Here is a 15,543-nt window from a genome sequence, read left to right on the forward strand (position 1 = left end):
ATAGGAGGCTATTATGTTCAATCCATTTACCTGGTTTAGGACCAGAGACAAGCCCCAAAACAGCCTTCTGGGAGGCGGACACTGGTTCTTTTTCGGAGGTTCTTCTTCCGGGAAGGCGGTGAACGAGCGGTCCGCCATGCAGATGACAGCAGTTTACGCCTGCGTCCGGGTCCTTTCGGAATCCATTGCAGGACTTCCCCTTCATCTCTTTCGGTACAACCGGGAGGGAAATGGGAAGATGCGGGATTTCAACCATCCTCTGGCCGGGCTTCTCCATGATGCCCCGAACCCGGAGATGACCAGCTTCGTCTTTCGGGAGACTCTCATGACCCACCTTCTGCTGTGGGGGAATGCTTTCGCCCAGATCATCCGGAACGGACGGGGCCAGGTGGTAGCCTTGTATCCCCTGATGCCGGACCGGATGGAAGTGTGCCGGGACGGAGATGGGGAGATTTACTATCTCTACACCAAAGCCACGGACGAGAACCCAAAAATCAAAGAATACGGCACCGTCCGGCTCCGGAAGGAGAACGTGATGCACATTCCCGGCCTGGGGTTTGACGGCCTGGTGGGATATTCACCCATCGCCATGGCCAAGAACGCCATCGGCATGGCCATTGCTTGTGAGGAGTTCGGGGCCAAGTTCTTTGCCAACGGGGCTTCTCCCAGCGGCGTCCTGGAGCATCCGGGGACCATCAAAGATCCTCAGCGGGTCCGGGAAGCCTGGCAGTCCCAGTTCGGGGGAAGCTCCAACGCCGGGAAAGTGGCTGTCCTGGAAGAAGGCATGAAGTACTCTCCTATCGGGATCTCTCCGGACCAGGCACAATTCCTGGAAACCAGGAAGTTCCAGATTGATGAGATCGCCCGAATCTTCCGGGTACCTCCTCATATGATCGGGGATCTGGAAAAATCCACTTTCTCCAACATCGAGCAGCAGTCTCTGGAATTTGTGAAATACACCCTGGGGCCCTGGGTATCCCGGTGGGAACAGGCCATGAGCCAATCCCTCCTGACCCCGGAAGAACGGACCCGGTATGAAATCCACTTCAATGTGGATGGCCTCCTCCGGGGTGACTACGAAAGCCGGATGAACGGTTATGCTGTAGGCCGCCAGAACGGGTGGCTGTCCGCCAACGATATCCGGGAATTGGAGAACATGAACCGGATCCCGGAAGAAGAGGGCGGGGACCTGTACCTGATCAACGGGAACATGACGAAACTAAAGGATGCCGGGCTGTTTGCAGGAACCGGCAGCAAGGAGGAAACCCATGAAACGTAAATTTTGGAACTGGGTGAAGAACGAGGGGGAAGAAACCCGCACCCTGTACCTTTCCGGTGAAATCTCCGATGAAACCTGGTTCGGGGACGAAGTGACTCCGAAGCTCTTTAAAGATGAATTGATGGCCGGCAGCGGAGATATTACCCTCTGGATCAATTCCCCCGGGGGCGATGTGTTTGCGGCAGCCCAGATCTACAACATGCTGATGGACTATCCGGGGCATGTGACCGTGAAGATCGACGGCCTGGCCGCCTCTGCCGCCAGCGTCATTGCCATGGCCGGAAGCCAGGTGGAAATGTCCCCGGTGGCCATGATGATGATCCACAATCCCATCACGGTGGCTATTGGCGACAGCAAGGAAATGCAGAAGGCCATAGATATGCTCTCTGAAGTAAAGGAAAGCATCGTCAACGCCTACGAAATCAAAACCGGCCTGTCCCGGAACAAGATTTCCAGGCTGATGGACGCAGAATCCTGGTTCAACGCTAAGAAGGCGGTGGAACTAGGTTTTGCAGACGCCATTCTCTACACCGAAGAGAAAACGGAAAATGACATCAACGTAGATGCCATGCTGTTCAGCCGGGCGGCAGTGACCAATTCCCTGCTGACCAAGCTGTCTGTGAAGAAAACAAAAGAACCCGTACCCAACAAGGTCCCCGCGGACAAACTCATGAAGCGGCTGGGCCTTCTTGTGCATTAAGGAGGAATTTCCATGAATCAGATCCTGAAACTGAGAGAAGAACGCGCCAACACCTGGGAAATGGCCAAAGCTTTCCTGGAATCCCACCGGGATAAGGACGGCATGGTCTCTGCAGAAGATAGTGCCGTCTATGACCGGATGGAAGAAAAAGTGGTGGCCCTGGGAAAAGAAATCGAACGGCTGGAACGCCAGCGGAACATCGACGATGACCTGAATAAGACCATCGATACGGCCCTGAAGGGAAACCCCGGAGCCGGGCTGATGAAACCGGACGAAAAGAAAGGCCGGGCCAGTGACGCCTACACCAAAGCCTTCTGGCAGGCCTTCCGGGGGAAAGGGAACATCCAGGAAGTGAAGGATACCCTGACCATCGGCTCCGATCCGGAAGGGGGCTATCTGGTCCCGGATGAATACGAACACACCCTGGTGGAGGCCCTCCTGGAAGAAAACTTCTTCCGGGGCTTGGCCCATACCATCCGGACTTCTTCCGGGGACCACACTATCCCGGTAGTAGCCAGCCACGGGGAAGCGGCCTGGATGGAAGAAGGCAGTGCCTATCCGGAAAGTGACGATACCTTCAGCCAGGTGAACCTGGGAGCCCACAAACTGGGTACGGCCATCCGGGTTTCCGAAGAGCTGATGAACGACAGCGTCTTCGACCTGGAAAGCTACATCACCCAGGAATTTGCAAGACGTATCGGCACCAAGGAAGAAGAAGCCTTCCTGGTAGGGGACGGGAACCATAAGCCCCTGGGTGTATTCCAGGGAGCGGAAGTAGGGGTGACGGCAGCGAAAACGGCCATTACCTTCGACGACATGATGGACCTGTACCACAGCCTCCGGACTCCCTATCGGAGAAACGCTTTCTGGATCCTGAACGATTCCACTGTGAAGGCCATACGGAAACTGAAGGACAACAACGGCAACTACATCTGGCAGCCTTCCGTCCAGATGGGCCAGCCGGACCGGATCCTCAGCCTGCCCTACCGTACGTCCAGCTTTGTGCCGGAACTGGCGGCCGGGAACAAGGTGATCGCTCTGGGGGACTATTCCTATTACTGGATTGCCGACCGTCAGGGCCGGAAGTTCAAGCGCCTCAGCGAGCTCTATGCGGCCAACGGACAGATCGGGTTCCTGGCCAGCGAACGGGTGGACGGCCGGCTGATCCTGCCGGAAACCGTGAAGGTCCTGGAAATCCAGGCCGGCTGACCAGTGAATAAAAGGAGATGATGGGATTGGTGACACTGGAAGAAGCCAAAGCCTATCTGAGAGTAGACGGAAGTGAAGAAGATGAGCTGATCACCCGTCTCATCGCTTCTTCCGAGCGGCTCTGTCTGGACACCCTGCGGAAAGAAGAACCGGAAGAAACGGCGGCCTTCAAAATGGCCGTCCTTTTTTCGGTAGCCTATCTCTATGAGCACAGGGAGGATGCGGATTATCACAATCTGCTTCTCACCCTGCGCTCTCTTTTGTTTGGGGAAAGGAAGGAAGCCTTCTAGTGAAAATCGGGAAGATGGATAAACGGATTACCCTTCTTAGGCCTATTCCTTCCGAAGACGGGTACGGGGGCTTTCATACGGACTATAAAGAAGAAGGGAAAATCTGGGCCCAGGTGATCCAGACAAACTATGCCGAACAGGAAGCCCAGGGGACTCCCATGAATCGGGAGCAATTGCGTCTCAAAATCCGGCCCCGCAAGGATTTGAAACGGGGATGGAGACTGAGGCTCGCTGGAGAACTGTACGAAATCGAGACCGTGGACAATACTTACCGGGACAGTACCACGCTGATCGTCCATCGGTATGAACAGGGGGTGTAGCCATGGCTGTTTTTACGGTAAAAGTCCCGGAAGGGGAACTGAGCAAAGCCATCCGGCAGATTTCCGCCTGGGATGGAAAGACCCGTCTCCGGGTGGAAGCGGCCCTCAAAAGAGGAACCAATGCGGTATACCGGGAGGCCCGGCAGCGGGTCCCGATCCGGTCGGGGAAGCTGAAAAAATCCATCAGGCAGCGGTTTTCCACCGTGAAGCTGGAAGGGCAGGTGTTCAGCAACCAGCCCTATGCCCATCTGGTGGAATTCGGCAGCCGGGCCCATACGGTAAAGCCCAGGAAGAAAAAGGCTCTCCGGTTTTTCCGGGGCGGGCCTGTCTTTACGAAACGGGCCAGGATCCCGGCTCAATCCGGAAAACCCTTCTTCAAGCCGGCCTACGACTACGTGGAACCTCAGCTGATCCAGGAAGTGAAGAAAGCGATCCGTGAACCATGAAGAGATTACCCAACAATGCCATCCACAAGGCCCTGGTGGCCTTTTTGAGAGAACACACAGGACTGGCGGTCTATGACTATGTGCCCCAGGAAGCGGTGCTGCCGTTTATCACCCTGGGGACCATGACCGTCCAGGACAAATCCACGAAAACCGAGGACATGACTCACCTGTCGGCCCACATCCACATTTATAGCAGCTATAAAGGCCGGTACGAAATCAACTCCCTGGCGGAGAAGCTCATCAACCTATTCGGAATGGAGCAGTTGGACCTTACGGGAGACGAGTTCTACGTAAGCGCCCAGGGAGTGGATTTCTACGAAACCTACCCGGAAGATGAAACCGGGTACAGCGGGGTGATCACCCTGGAAGTCCTCATCCAAAACATCCATAAGGAGGAGTAATATGGCAACCACCACTTTTCCCAGCCGGAGCGAAGCCTCCAATACGGCTACTGCCGGCAAGGATTATTTGATCTATCTGAACGCCGGGGAATCCGACACCAATCCCACCTGGCTGCTGTTAGGGGGTCAGCGGAGCGGGGACCTGACCCGGCAGGCGGATGAAATCGACGCCAGCAGCAAAACGTCCAGCGGGTGGAAATCCACCATCCCGGGTCTCCGGAACTGGTCCCTGGATCTGGAGTCCGTGTATCTGGCAGGAGACAAGGGAGCCCGGTTCCTGGAAGCCTCTTTCCTGGCCGGGAAGCAGGTCCACATCAAATTCGAATATCCGGACAAGAGCTATGTAACCGGCTGGGGTTCCGTGACGGAATGCAGCCTGTCCACCCCTCATGATGACGTGGCCACCCTCTCCGGGACCATTTCCGGGGACGGACCCCTCAGTGAACTGAAGAGTGCGGCCGGAACAGTAATTGAGAATGGCTGATAGGAGGTATTACATTCTATGAAGAAAATCGACTTTGAAGTCTTTGGCCCCGGCCAGTACCTGTATTTCGATATCGGCCGGCTGATTCAGGTGGAGAATCTCACGGGCAAAAGTGCCGGGGACATTATCCGGAACCAGGAACTGAATCTGGGAATCCTGACGGCGCTTCTCTCCATCGGCCTCCGGCAGCATGGCATCAAGAATCCCCAGTGGTATGCCAATAAGATGCAGGAGCTGATTGACGAAGGCCACGAGATGGACGAATTCGTCCAGCCGGTGGTGAAGGCCATCGCCGGGTCCGGCATCCTGGGGAAAGAAGTGTACTACGCCATCTTCCCGGAAGAGGACCCGGGTAAAGACCAGGCGAAGGGGAAAACGAAGCCAAAAAACTGACGGCGGGACAGGAAGAAGTCCCGTCTTTTAACGACTGGCTGGGGTGGGCGGAAGAAGTGGCCTATGGGATGCTTCATCTTCTGCCTGCCCAGTTTTATGCCATGACGCCACTGGAACTGGACCGGATGGCCGAGTGCCGGGCCAAGGATGAACAACGGAAAAAGTGGGAGACCGCCTACTGGGTGGCCTGCCTGATGAGCGTCCATACGAGAAAACCGGTACGGACGGAGAAGCTGATGAAACCCTTCCTGCCTAAGAAAACAGGCAGTGAAATCGCGGCAGAGCGGGATGCCTTCTTCGAGGAATTCAGACGGAAAGGAGCTGACGGATATGGCAACCATCGCTGACCTTCTGGTCAAAATCGGAGCGGATACCTCCGATCTCCGGAAAGAACTCAATACAACCAAACGTCAGATCAAGACCGCCTTCGGGAGCGAGGCTCTGGACGTTTCGAAGAAATCCCTGGCCGTCTTAGGCGGCATCGGGGCCGGCCTGGCTGCCCTGGGAGTGGCTTCTGTAAAAGCAGGGGCCAGTCTCCAGAGTACCAAGACCGCCTTCACCAATATGCTGGGGAGCGCGGAAAAAGCCCAGGACTTTCTGGCCAAGATGCAGGACTTTGCGGCCAAGACTCCTTTTGAATTTAGCCAGGTGTCCCAGGCGGCCCAGAAGTTCATCGCCTTTGGGTTCTCTGCAGAACAGGTTATACCGACCCTTACGGCAGTTGGGGATGCCGCGGCTGGGGTCGGTCTTGGGGCGGAAGGCATCAACCGGATCACCCTGGCTTTGGGCCAGATGGCCGCCAAGTCCAAGGTCCAGGCCGGTGAAATGATGCAGCTTACCGAAACCGGGATACCTGCCTGGAAGATGCTGGCGGACCAGATCGGGGTTTCCGTACCGGAAGCCATGGACAGGGTGTCCAAAGGAGCCATTGATGCGGCAACGGGCATTACGGCTTTGGTCAGTGGTATGGAACAGTCTTTCGGGGGCATGATGGATCAGCAGAGTGAGACCATCAGCGGCACCTGGTCCACCCTCATGGATGGACTGGAACAGTCGGCGGCCCAAGTGGGCCTCCAGATTGCGGAAGCCCTAAACCTGCCGGGGATCTTCCAGTCCTTAGGGGATATGCTGACCAACTTTGCAGCCACCGTCCAGTCTTCTGGTCTTACAGAAGCGCTCCTGACAGCCATTCCCCCTGAATTCCAGGCCGGACTCCTGCTTATTGTATCCACCTTGACCGGCCTTGCCATTCCGGCCATTGGGCTTTTTGTGACGAAGGTGGCTCTCATGGCCGCGCCCTTTCTGGCGGCGGTTGCAGCGGCAGCTCCTTTTATTGGGGTAGCAGCGGCAATGGCCACGGCCCTCTATGCCATCTGGAAAAGCGGGATGACCGTAGAAGATGTGCTGGGAACCATGGGCATTAAAATGGAAACAGTCACCCGGGCTGTGGATGCAGTACAGACTATGATGAGCGCGGCGGCCCAGTCCATTATTGCCAACCTTCAGGCTCTGGAACCGGTGTTCACCTTGGTGGCTGCCGTGATGGGGGCAGCTTTCTATGCAGCCCTGCAGGTGATTGGCGGGGTAGTGAACGGAGTGCTGAACTTCATCAGCGTCCTTAGCGAATGTGTGACCTGGATCCTGAACGCTTTTACCTATCTGGTAGAAGGCATTGGGTCCTGTATCGATGAAGTAGGAAGCATCCTGTCCGACATGGCCGGCAGCATCCTTCCCTCCTGGGCCTCTAGTGCCCTTTCTACCATTGCCAACTTTGTCAGTGAAGCCATTAGTTGGCTCTCCAGCTTGATCCAGAAAATCCTGGAAACCAACAATGCTCTGGGTTCCATGGGTGGCGAAAGCGGTGGAGAAGGTGGCGGGGGCAGTAGCACTCCTGCCAAACGGGAATTCAAGCTGCCGGACTTCAGCAATCTTCGAGGGGGAGGTGGGGATATCCCAGTTCCTTCTGGAGGTGGAGGAGGCGGCGGTGGTTCTGGTGGTGGCGGAGGGGGAGGAAGCTCCAGAGAAACAGATCAGTTGGCCAATGCCGCTATTCAGACCAGTAAGAGTATCGAAGAAGAATGGTTCCGGACCTTCCAGACCAAGAGTGCCCTGGTGGATCGTTGGTACAAGGAAGAAACGGACGAACTGGAAAAATCCCGGTCTGCCAACGAGAACTACGAACGGGATAAGACCCGTCTGGCAGAGCTATATGCCCAGAAGCGCCTGGACGCCCTTTCGGAAGAACAGGCCAAAAACCGGGAACTGATGAACAAAGCCCGGGACCTGTCTTTTGATGCCGTTACTGCCAAACTTACCCTCTATGGTTCCAAACAGGAACAGGAAGTCATGAAGATGCAGTCCGACATGGAAAAGGCCGTGGCGTCCATTGATGACAAGTACGCCAAGCTGTCCCAGGACTTTATTTCTTTGACGGCCAGTGAAAAGGCTGTATTCCTGAACGCTCTGAAGGAAAAAGGCATCGCCTATGAACAGGCCAGTGCCAACGAGATTGCCTTTGACAAACAGGCCAATCTGGAAAAAGCAGCAGCCTACAAAAGCTATATGGAGGAACGGAACGCCTACTTTGCCCAGGGGAAAGACATCCAGGCAGCTCTGGATGAAGCCTACAACCAGAATTCCCTGGCCATGCTGCAGGAGACCCTGACGGCTGAGATGGCCCTCCGCCAAAGCAACATTGACGCAGAGAAATCTCTGATGGATACCTACCAGGAAGCCTATATGAATGCCCACATGGGAACCCTGGAACTGATCGCGGACATGGCTTCCACCACTTTAAGTGGTCTGGAGACCGCCTTCACAGATATCCTGACAGGAGCAAAAAACGCCAAGGATGCCTTTCTGGATCTGGGGAAGGCCATGCTGAAGACCATTGCCAGCTATTTCTCCCAGATGCTCTCCGGGATGTTGGTGACGGCCCTATTCGGGGATAAGCTCAATGCGGCCAGTGCCGCCAAGACGGTGGCTCAGGGAACGGCAGCGGCCGGGGCTCTGGCTCCTGCGGCCTGGCTGAAACTGGTCATCGACCCGTCTGCAGGTCCCATCGCTACGGGCCTTCTGACGGGAGGTACGTCCGCGGCAGTGGGCATCGGCATGGCAGCAGCTGCGTCCAATACGGCTGCCGGTGCGGCCCAGGGAGCGGGGAAGACTCCTCATTATGCCAAAGGCGGCTATTTTACAAGACCTCTTATTGGTGTCCTGGGGGATGCCGGTGACGAAGTGGCCTTACCCCTGAACAGGGCGGTGTTCGACAGCATTGCCGAAGGCATCACAAATTCCAGCGAATCTACGGACAACCGGGAAATGAACACCACGTTCAACAACTACGGAGACATCAACAACGCCGCAGATCTGGATGATCTGATGGATGGCTTCACCGATGCTGTCCTGGCAGGACTGAGAGGAGCGTAAAGCCAACCGTTGGAACAATTTTACTTATACCTGAATTTAATAGCTTTCTACAAGGGCGCCGGAAAACCGGCTGCCCTATCTTTATGCACAAAAAGGAGAGATGCACGATGAAGAACATGAAAATGATGGCAATGACTCTGGCCCTGGTAGCTGGCATTGCGGGAACGGCTTTTGCTACTGACATCCGCGAAATCGTGGGGGATCCTGGAACTGGAATCACGGATCGGAACCCCACCTGCTACCAGAAACGGATGGTCAATGGACACCTGATTGAATCCTACGTGGAAAATGATGTGGCCATCACCAAACAGGATGGTGACGTGGTAATCCGGTATGAAATTAATCATGGGGACTTCGTTCCCTTTGATCAGGATTCCAACAACTGATAAAAAACGGTAGTGGGAACCAGGAGGTGAAAGAGCATGTTTCCGGAAAGAAAAGAAAACGAACAGAATTTTACCATCACCAAAGACGGGGTGGAATACAAGCTGCCGGTCCATTGGAGCCTTACGGACAGCGGCAGCTATACTTTTCGGAGCAAGCTCCAGTCCCGGGCCTTTGCCCATGGAAGTGATGCAGTGGGGGATGGAAAGATTGACGGACGGACTCTCCAGGTGGAGTTTTCCATGGAAGGTGCTACGGAAGAAGACCATGACGAAGTGCTGAACGAAGCCTATACCTTCTTTGGCCAGACTGACTATTCCTTGATGGCAGGTCGGCCAGACCGGGTTTACCATGTGGCCTGCCTGTCGAAAATCAAGCACAAGTTTGAGAACGGGTTCAAGCAGAGAAGGAGCAACATCACTGTTTCCCTTCTCCTGGCAGATCCGTTCCGGTATGAAGCTCAGGAATCCAAGGTGGTATTCACCTTTCCCCAGGCTACAGTGCAGGCGGAAATGGTGCTCCATAATCTGGGGAGCGTGGATACCCCTCTTACCTTTCGCTTTATTCCCATAGACCGGATGACCAATCTGACTGTCTGGCACCAGGAGGCCAAAGAGAAGTTCACCCTGACGGATGCCCTGCTGGTAGCCCCCAAGACCTCCATTGTGAATGGCCGGGAAGGGACAGTCTGGCGGGATAAAGACAACAGCATCAATGCCTTTACGGGCACCTTCCTCCATGCCAAACCGGGAGCCAACCTCTTTCTGTACACAGGAGGAGCGGGCACGGTGGAAATTACCTATACCAACAGGTGGTTTGTATGACGAATTTCATCTTTGGACGGGGCCTGTTCGGCCGGTGGATCTTTGCCGGTCCTACTGGGGCCGGTGAAGGAAACAGCGACCGGGGCAAGGTCCATGAGTACTATCCCGGCCAGTTCGTGGTCTATGCCTACAAAAAGGACGGGACCCGGACGGCTATTTTTGGCGGGGGCAGCGAGGCCAATGCCCTGAATGAAGTGACCTTTGAAATCACCAGCACCGGCTGTGGCCAGTGCCAGATGACCTTTTACCGGCAGCCGGATAACGCCCAGCTGGACTATATGCAGCGTATCGACATCCACCTGTACGGAGACCGGAAACCCTGGTACAGCGGGTACATCATCAGCCGGCCTATTGAAGGGACTACGGATACCAAGTTCGTGTACAAAGGCTATGGTTTCTACAACCGGCTGGAGAATGTGATGCTCTGGAAGACCTATGAGAATACGGACGTGGGAGATATCGTCCGGGACATTGCCCGCCAGGTGGAACGGCAGACATTGCAGGTGGTCTACAACGACAGCAAGATCCAGAGCGTGGGATACCGTCCCACCAAACTGGTCTTTGACGGGGTGACGGTGAAAGAGGCCCTGAATACCCTGGCGGACTTTGCCGTGGATTACGTGTACGGAGTGGATGAATACCGGTGTCTGTACTTTCGCCGCAGAGAGACAGCAGTGAACGAACAGGCCCGTCTTACGGTAGGAAAACACATTACTTCCTACACCCCTTCCTGGGATGTGTCCAAACTGGTGAACTGGGCTCGGATCAAGGGGGGCAGCGTGGACGACCAGGGCGAGCAGTGGCTGTGCGTTGTGGAAGATAAGGAAAGCCAGAACAGCTACGGGGTCCACCAGGCCGTCTGGAACCTGCCGGAAGCCTACGATGCCGCCGATGCCAAAAGGTGGGGCGAAAACCAGATCAGCCAGTACAAGGCTCCTGTGAAATCCGCCAAGATCAGCGGGGTGCGACTGGAGTACCCTTACCCGGACGGGACCTTCAACGTCCGACATATGTCTACTGACGGGCTGGCGGAAATCCGAAGGCTGGATGGGAATGCGGATACCTATCCTATCAAGAAGATCAAATACACCCTCTCCGGGGAAAAGGGCATCAAGACCGAAATGGAGCTGGGCGAGCCCCAATTTTCCGTGGACCGGTATCTGTCAGAAATCGAACGGCGGTCCAAGGATATCGAGCAGTCCCAGTCTTCGGCCCTGAAACAATGGAAAGGAGGAAGCTGATGGCCATCCATGATTATCGATTCAATCCCTTTGAAAACACCTTTGACATCAAGAAAATCTTCGACGAAACCCACGTGATCCCCAGCAACAGCCCCTATACCATCCGGCTGGCGGAAGTGCCCCAGAAGACTTCTCCCACCACCCTGCAGGTGAAGTTCCAGAACGGAACCCTCCTGACGGAAGTGGCGGAAGAACCGGCCCAGGGGCAGTACTGGCCGGACTACCTCACCACAGAGCATGGTATCGAGGGCTGGAATACCGGGACGTTGAAATTTTCTGCAGCCGATGCGGGGAAGACCGTCCTTGTGACCTATAACGGGATGGGGACCCTGACGGACGACCGGCTCATCGACCAGGTGGAGATTTCCGTAACGTCCAGCACGCAGGCAGACAAGGACGCCCGGGTGATGGGCTTGAATTCCTGGGACGTAGAGACGGGACCTACATCGGCACCGGGACTGCAGTCCATCAAGTCTGCTTACCATATCCGGAAACACCGGGGGATCCCGGCAGGAACCTACACCCTCCGGCGTATCCTTCAGGAACTGGTGAACCGGTCCCATACAGAAGAATACTGGAAAGAGAATTCTCAGTGCAACTGCAACTGTAACTGCGACTGCAGCGATGATTCAGGAGGAGGCTAAAATGCTGGTCATTGATGAAAATAAGAACATCCAGGTGTCCCAGTACGACACCTTTTCTATCCGATTCCGTTTTACCAATTACAAGCTGACCAACGCGGACAAAGTGGTCTTTGCCATTAAGAAAACCACCAACTCTTCCGAAGTAGTGTATGCGGACACCTTCTACAACCCCAACAACAACTTCGTGGATGTGGTGGTGCCCAAGGGAGCTCTGGATTCCCTGGAGCCTGGAGCATACATCTACGACCTGGCGATCATGAACAGCGAGACGGAACGGATCTTGACCTGCTTCTTTACCAAATCTTTCATCATCAAGGGGGTGGCCCACAATGTCTGATGCTGCCAATGTGGAAGTGACGCTGACCGTCCAAAATAACACGGAAGTGGAACTGGGAGACGTGGCGGATACCTATGCCGCCGACCAGGCCCGGGAATACAAAAACAAAGCCGGAGAATATGCAGAGAATGCCCTCAACAGCCAGAACATGGCGGAAGCCTGGGCGGAAAGCGACAGCCCTCCCGCCGGGGAAGGAACCCGATCTTCTAAAGTCTGGGCAGATACAGCCCGGCAGTGGGCGGAGAGCACCCAGGAGCCGGACGGAGTTTCCGGGGCACGGTCCTCTAAAACCTGGGCGGAAACAGCACGGGCCTGGGCGGAAAGTACTGAGAATCCGGATGGGGTTGCTGGAGCCAAGTCCAGTAAAGCCTGGGCTACGGTTTCTTCCCAAAAAGCTGCTGAAGCATCCGCCAGCGCCAAGGCCGCGGACACCAGTGCCAAAGCCTCTGCCAGCAGTGCAACGGCAGCCAAAGCCTCCCAGGAAGAGGCCGCCACCCAGGCCACCATGGCCAGGCAAAGTGCCGAGAGTGCCGCCGAGAAACTGGCTCAAATGCAGATTGATCTAAAGGTGAAGGCGGATGTGGACAGCCCGGCCCTGACAGGGACCCCAGCAGCTCCGACTCCCGCAGAAAATGCCCAAAGCACCCAGATCGCCAACGTGGCCTATGTGAAGCAGAAAATCGCAGAGCTGGTGAATGGCTCCGATGCCTCCCTGGATACCCTGAAAGAACTGGCGGATGCCCTGGGGAACGACCCCAACTTTGCCACTACCATCATGACGGCCATGGGGAAGAAGCTGGATGCCACAGCAACGGCCCAGGCGGCCCTGGCAGATGGGAAAGGGAACAACATCGCAGAGACCTACGCCACCAAGGCAGAACTGACCGGGGAAACCGGGACCCTTGCGACGGTGGCCAAAACCGGCAGCTATACGGATCTGCTGAACAGACCGGTGATCCCGGATAAGACCAGCCAGCTGACCAACGACAGCCGGTTTGTGGCTACGGATGCGGACGGGAATGTGACCCTGACGGGTACCCTGACCGCCACCAAAGTCTACAACGCGGTCTATAACGACTACGCTGAATTCTTTCCCCGGGGCGGGGATACTCAGCGGGGAGACATCATTGCCCTGGACGAAACAACCAATAAGGAACAATACGTCAAGGCCACTGCCGGCAGCCTGTGTGTGGTGGGAGTCCATACGGAAGATTTTGCTTCCATCATCGGCGGCCGGACCCTTTCTCCGGGGGACGACATCCTGAAAGTGAACCTCCCTACGTATATCCCCGTAGCCCTGGCCGGCCGTGTGCCTGTCCGGATGTATGGGAAAGCCAAGAAAGGCGGATGGGTGATCCCTTCCGAAATGCCGGGAGTGGGCCGGATGGCCCTTTCGGGCGAAAGTCTTAGCCAGGCGGTGGGACAGATCGTGAAGGACGATACCGCAGAAAACGTGCGGCTGGTGAAGATCATCGTAAGGAGTGGAAGATGAAATATTTAAAACGGAACATTAACACGGTATTCCTCATGCTGGGGAATTCCTGCAATATGAACTGTGCTTACTGTCTGCAGCATCCTCTGGTGCATAAGCCTCTGACCCGGGAGGTCAACCCAGAAATCTACGACTTCCTGGAAGAGATTTCTCAAGAAAACTCCCGGCCCCTCCACCTGCAGTTCTACGGCGGGGAGCCTCTGTTGTACTTTGCCGCCATCCAGGAAGTGGTGGCTGCTGTTAAGAAACGCAAATTGAACATGACCTTTGGGATCATTACCAATGGCCGGGCCCTCACGGATGAAATGGTCCGTTTTTTTAATGCCCGGAATTTTACGGTCTGTGTGTCCTGGGACGGACCTCACGTGAGGGAAACCCGGGGATACGATGTGTTTTCCGTGCCGGAAACCCGGGAACGGATCTTGGCCCTGGGACATCTCTGTCTTTCTGCCGTCCTTTCCGCCAAAGCCTATCCCCGGGAAGTGCTTCAGGCATTCCAGAAGATTTCGGAGGAGTACAGTGCCATCCATGGGTACCAGATTGCCGTGAACCTGGACGAGATCATGGATACGGGCCTTCCGAAGAAGAATCTGCTGGACATAGACTACAGCCGGGTGAAGCGGGAGATGACGGCCATGGCCCTCCAGTTCCTGGACGGCTTTGGGAAACGGGTCCCCCCGGATCGGTACACGGAAGAAGCCTACATCCGTCAGCTTTTTGGATCCCTGAAGGATTTCTACCTGACGGGAAAAGGCAAGTGGGACCGGTACACGGCGGCCTGCGGGAACGGTCTCACGGTACTGAACCTGGATCTCCAGGGCAATCTGTATCCCTGCCACAACACCTCCCGGAAGGCCGGCACCATCCATGACGGGTACTTCAGTTACTTGCAGCGGATCCTTGCTGGGGACCACACCCATGAGTATCGAAAAGAGTGCCTGTCCTGTACAGCTCTCGCCTTCTGTCAGGGCGGCTGCAAGCTGGTGGGGGACAAAGCCCGGAAGGGATCCTACTGCCGGCTCAAGCGGGCCGTTTTCACTCCGGTCCTGATAGCCATCCAGCAGTACGGGCAGAAGCTATTGGAGAAGAACCATGGCAAAGAACGGAACCATCAATAAAACCACCTTCACGGACACGACAGCCCTCACAGATACCAGTGAGCTGAAGGTGAAGGCCATCCATGTGACGGAACTCCAGACGGCTCTGGAACAGCTCAATGCCTACGGGGCCAATGTGGACAACTGCGGAAACTGCACCTTCTGCCAGTCGTGCCAGAAATGCCAGACCTGCCAGGGATGTCAGAGCCAGAAATGTCAGTCCAGTTCCTGCCAAACCTGCCAGAGCATCAGCCAGTGCAGCTCGAGGAACTGTACCTGCCAGACGAGAGGGCAGTGCGATTGCAACTGCAACTGTAGCAACTGTAACTGCTCGGACGATTCGGGAGGAGGGCCATAAGATGGCAAGTCAGAACGAGATTGTATGGAAGAAGGACCTGACGGACATCCAGTCGGGACTGGAGACCCTTGCCACAAAGACGAAGATCTCCATCGACCTTTCCTCGATGAACTATGACAAGGTGAAGAAAATCAACGTGGCAGCCCTGGAAACAGCGGTGAACAAACTAGAGGAGGCCTTTTCGGGAAACTGTTGCCAGGCCAACTGCTGCCAGA

20 protein-coding genes are annotated in these 15,543 nt (G+C 55.7%); all 20 read left to right on the top strand.

All coding sequences use genetic code 11. The features are described from left to right. The first annotated feature begins 13 nt into the window (after window positions 1-13). Window positions 14-1,279, top strand: a complete 1,266-nt coding sequence (locus tag ACTUHY_RS10255) for a phage portal protein (RefSeq protein ID WP_442827643.1) — start codon at window positions 14-16, stop codon at window positions 1,277-1,279. Further along, window positions 1,269-1,979 carry a head maturation protease, ClpP-related gene (locus tag ACTUHY_RS10260; RefSeq protein WP_278815700.1) on the top strand — a complete coding sequence of 237 codons (711 nt, stop codon included), beginning with the start codon at window positions 1,269-1,271 and terminating at the stop codon, window positions 1,977-1,979. The genes ACTUHY_RS10255 and ACTUHY_RS10260 overlap by 11 nt, the downstream gene beginning before the upstream one ends. A gap of 12 nt (window positions 1,980-1,991) precedes the next feature. Beyond that, window positions 1,992-3,188, top strand: a complete 1,197-nt coding sequence (locus ACTUHY_RS10265) for a phage major capsid protein (protein ID WP_442827644.1) — start codon at window positions 1,992-1,994, stop codon at window positions 3,186-3,188. A gap of 20 nt (window positions 3,189-3,208) precedes the next feature. Continuing rightward, window positions 3,209-3,478 carry a head-tail connector protein gene (locus tag ACTUHY_RS10270; RefSeq protein WP_317303201.1) on the top strand — a complete coding sequence of 90 codons (270 nt, stop codon included), beginning with the start codon at window positions 3,209-3,211 and terminating at the stop codon, window positions 3,476-3,478. Window positions 3,479-3,492: 14 nt separating this feature from the next. Then, window positions 3,493-3,798, top strand: a complete 306-nt coding sequence (locus tag ACTUHY_RS10275; protein WP_442827645.1) for a phage head closure protein — start codon at window positions 3,493-3,495, stop codon at window positions 3,796-3,798. 2 nt (window positions 3,799-3,800) lie between these two features. After that, complete coding sequence (locus ACTUHY_RS10280; protein ID WP_278815708.1) at window positions 3,801-4,244, top strand: HK97-gp10 family putative phage morphogenesis protein; 444 nt, start codon at window positions 3,801-3,803, stop codon at window positions 4,242-4,244. Continuing rightward, window positions 4,241-4,645 (top strand): DUF3168 domain-containing protein, encoded by a 405-nt coding sequence (locus tag ACTUHY_RS10285; RefSeq protein ID WP_278815709.1) that lies wholly within the window; start codon window positions 4,241-4,243, stop codon window positions 4,643-4,645. Before ACTUHY_RS10280 ends, ACTUHY_RS10285 begins: the two co-directional genes overlap by 4 nt. A gap of 1 nt (window position 4,646) precedes the next feature. Continuing rightward, entirely contained in the window at window positions 4,647-5,129 is a 483-nt protein-coding gene (locus ACTUHY_RS10290) for a phage tail tube protein (protein WP_278815711.1), read from the top strand. 18 nt (window positions 5,130-5,147) lie between these two features. Further along, complete coding sequence (locus tag ACTUHY_RS10295) at window positions 5,148-5,522, top strand: hypothetical protein (protein ID WP_432643540.1); 375 nt, start codon at window positions 5,148-5,150, stop codon at window positions 5,520-5,522. Window positions 5,523-5,623: 101 nt separating this feature from the next. Further along, window positions 5,624-5,869, top strand: a complete 246-nt coding sequence (locus tag ACTUHY_RS10300) for a hypothetical protein (protein WP_442827646.1) — start codon at window positions 5,624-5,626, stop codon at window positions 5,867-5,869. Next, window positions 5,853-8,951 carry a tape measure protein gene (locus ACTUHY_RS10305; RefSeq protein ID WP_442827647.1) on the top strand — a complete coding sequence of 1,033 codons (3,099 nt, stop codon included), beginning with the start codon at window positions 5,853-5,855 and terminating at the stop codon, window positions 8,949-8,951. The genes ACTUHY_RS10300 and ACTUHY_RS10305 overlap by 17 nt, the downstream gene beginning before the upstream one ends. A 107-nt stretch (window positions 8,952-9,058) precedes the next feature. Continuing rightward, window positions 9,059-9,337 carry a hypothetical protein gene (locus tag ACTUHY_RS10310; RefSeq protein WP_014128912.1) on the top strand — a complete coding sequence of 93 codons (279 nt, stop codon included), beginning with the start codon at window positions 9,059-9,061 and terminating at the stop codon, window positions 9,335-9,337. A gap of 36 nt (window positions 9,338-9,373) precedes the next feature. Then, on the top strand, window positions 9,374-10,159 hold the full coding sequence (locus ACTUHY_RS10315) for a phage distal tail protein (RefSeq protein ID WP_442827648.1): 786 nt from the start codon (window positions 9,374-9,376) through the stop codon (window positions 10,157-10,159). Next, complete coding sequence (locus ACTUHY_RS10320) at window positions 10,156-11,400, top strand: XkdQ/YqbQ family protein (RefSeq protein WP_279002263.1); 1,245 nt, start codon at window positions 10,156-10,158, stop codon at window positions 11,398-11,400. Before ACTUHY_RS10315 ends, ACTUHY_RS10320 begins: the two co-directional genes overlap by 4 nt. Continuing rightward, window positions 11,400-12,044 (top strand): hypothetical protein, encoded by a 645-nt coding sequence (locus ACTUHY_RS10325; RefSeq protein ID WP_442827649.1) that lies wholly within the window; start codon window positions 11,400-11,402, stop codon window positions 12,042-12,044. The genes ACTUHY_RS10320 and ACTUHY_RS10325 overlap by 1 nt, the downstream gene beginning before the upstream one ends. A gap of 1 nt (window position 12,045) precedes the next feature. Next, window positions 12,046-12,381: a hypothetical protein gene (locus tag ACTUHY_RS10330; protein ID WP_154488046.1), complete on the top strand. Its 336-nt coding sequence runs from the start codon at window positions 12,046-12,048 to the stop codon at window positions 12,379-12,381. Then, window positions 12,374-13,873, top strand: a complete 1,500-nt coding sequence (locus ACTUHY_RS10335) for a hypothetical protein (RefSeq protein WP_442827650.1) — start codon at window positions 12,374-12,376, stop codon at window positions 13,871-13,873. Before ACTUHY_RS10330 ends, ACTUHY_RS10335 begins: the two co-directional genes overlap by 8 nt. Next, window positions 13,870-14,991 (top strand): radical SAM protein, encoded by a 1,122-nt coding sequence (locus ACTUHY_RS10340; RefSeq protein ID WP_442827651.1) that lies wholly within the window; start codon window positions 13,870-13,872, stop codon window positions 14,989-14,991. The genes ACTUHY_RS10335 and ACTUHY_RS10340 overlap by 4 nt, the downstream gene beginning before the upstream one ends. Next, on the top strand, window positions 14,966-15,328 hold the full coding sequence (locus ACTUHY_RS10345; protein ID WP_045172475.1) for a hypothetical protein: 363 nt from the start codon (window positions 14,966-14,968) through the stop codon (window positions 15,326-15,328). The genes ACTUHY_RS10340 and ACTUHY_RS10345 overlap by 26 nt, the downstream gene beginning before the upstream one ends. A 1-nt stretch (window position 15,329) precedes the next feature. Further along, on the top strand, window positions 15,330-15,543 hold a 214-nt coding region (locus ACTUHY_RS10350; RefSeq protein ID WP_442826461.1), incomplete at its 3' end, for a hypothetical protein.

This window comes from Acidaminococcus nyctereutis (assembly GCF_052216985.1).
In the GTDB taxonomy this organism is placed as follows: Bacteria; Bacillota; Negativicutes; order Acidaminococcales; family Acidaminococcaceae; genus Acidaminococcus; species Acidaminococcus fermentans_A.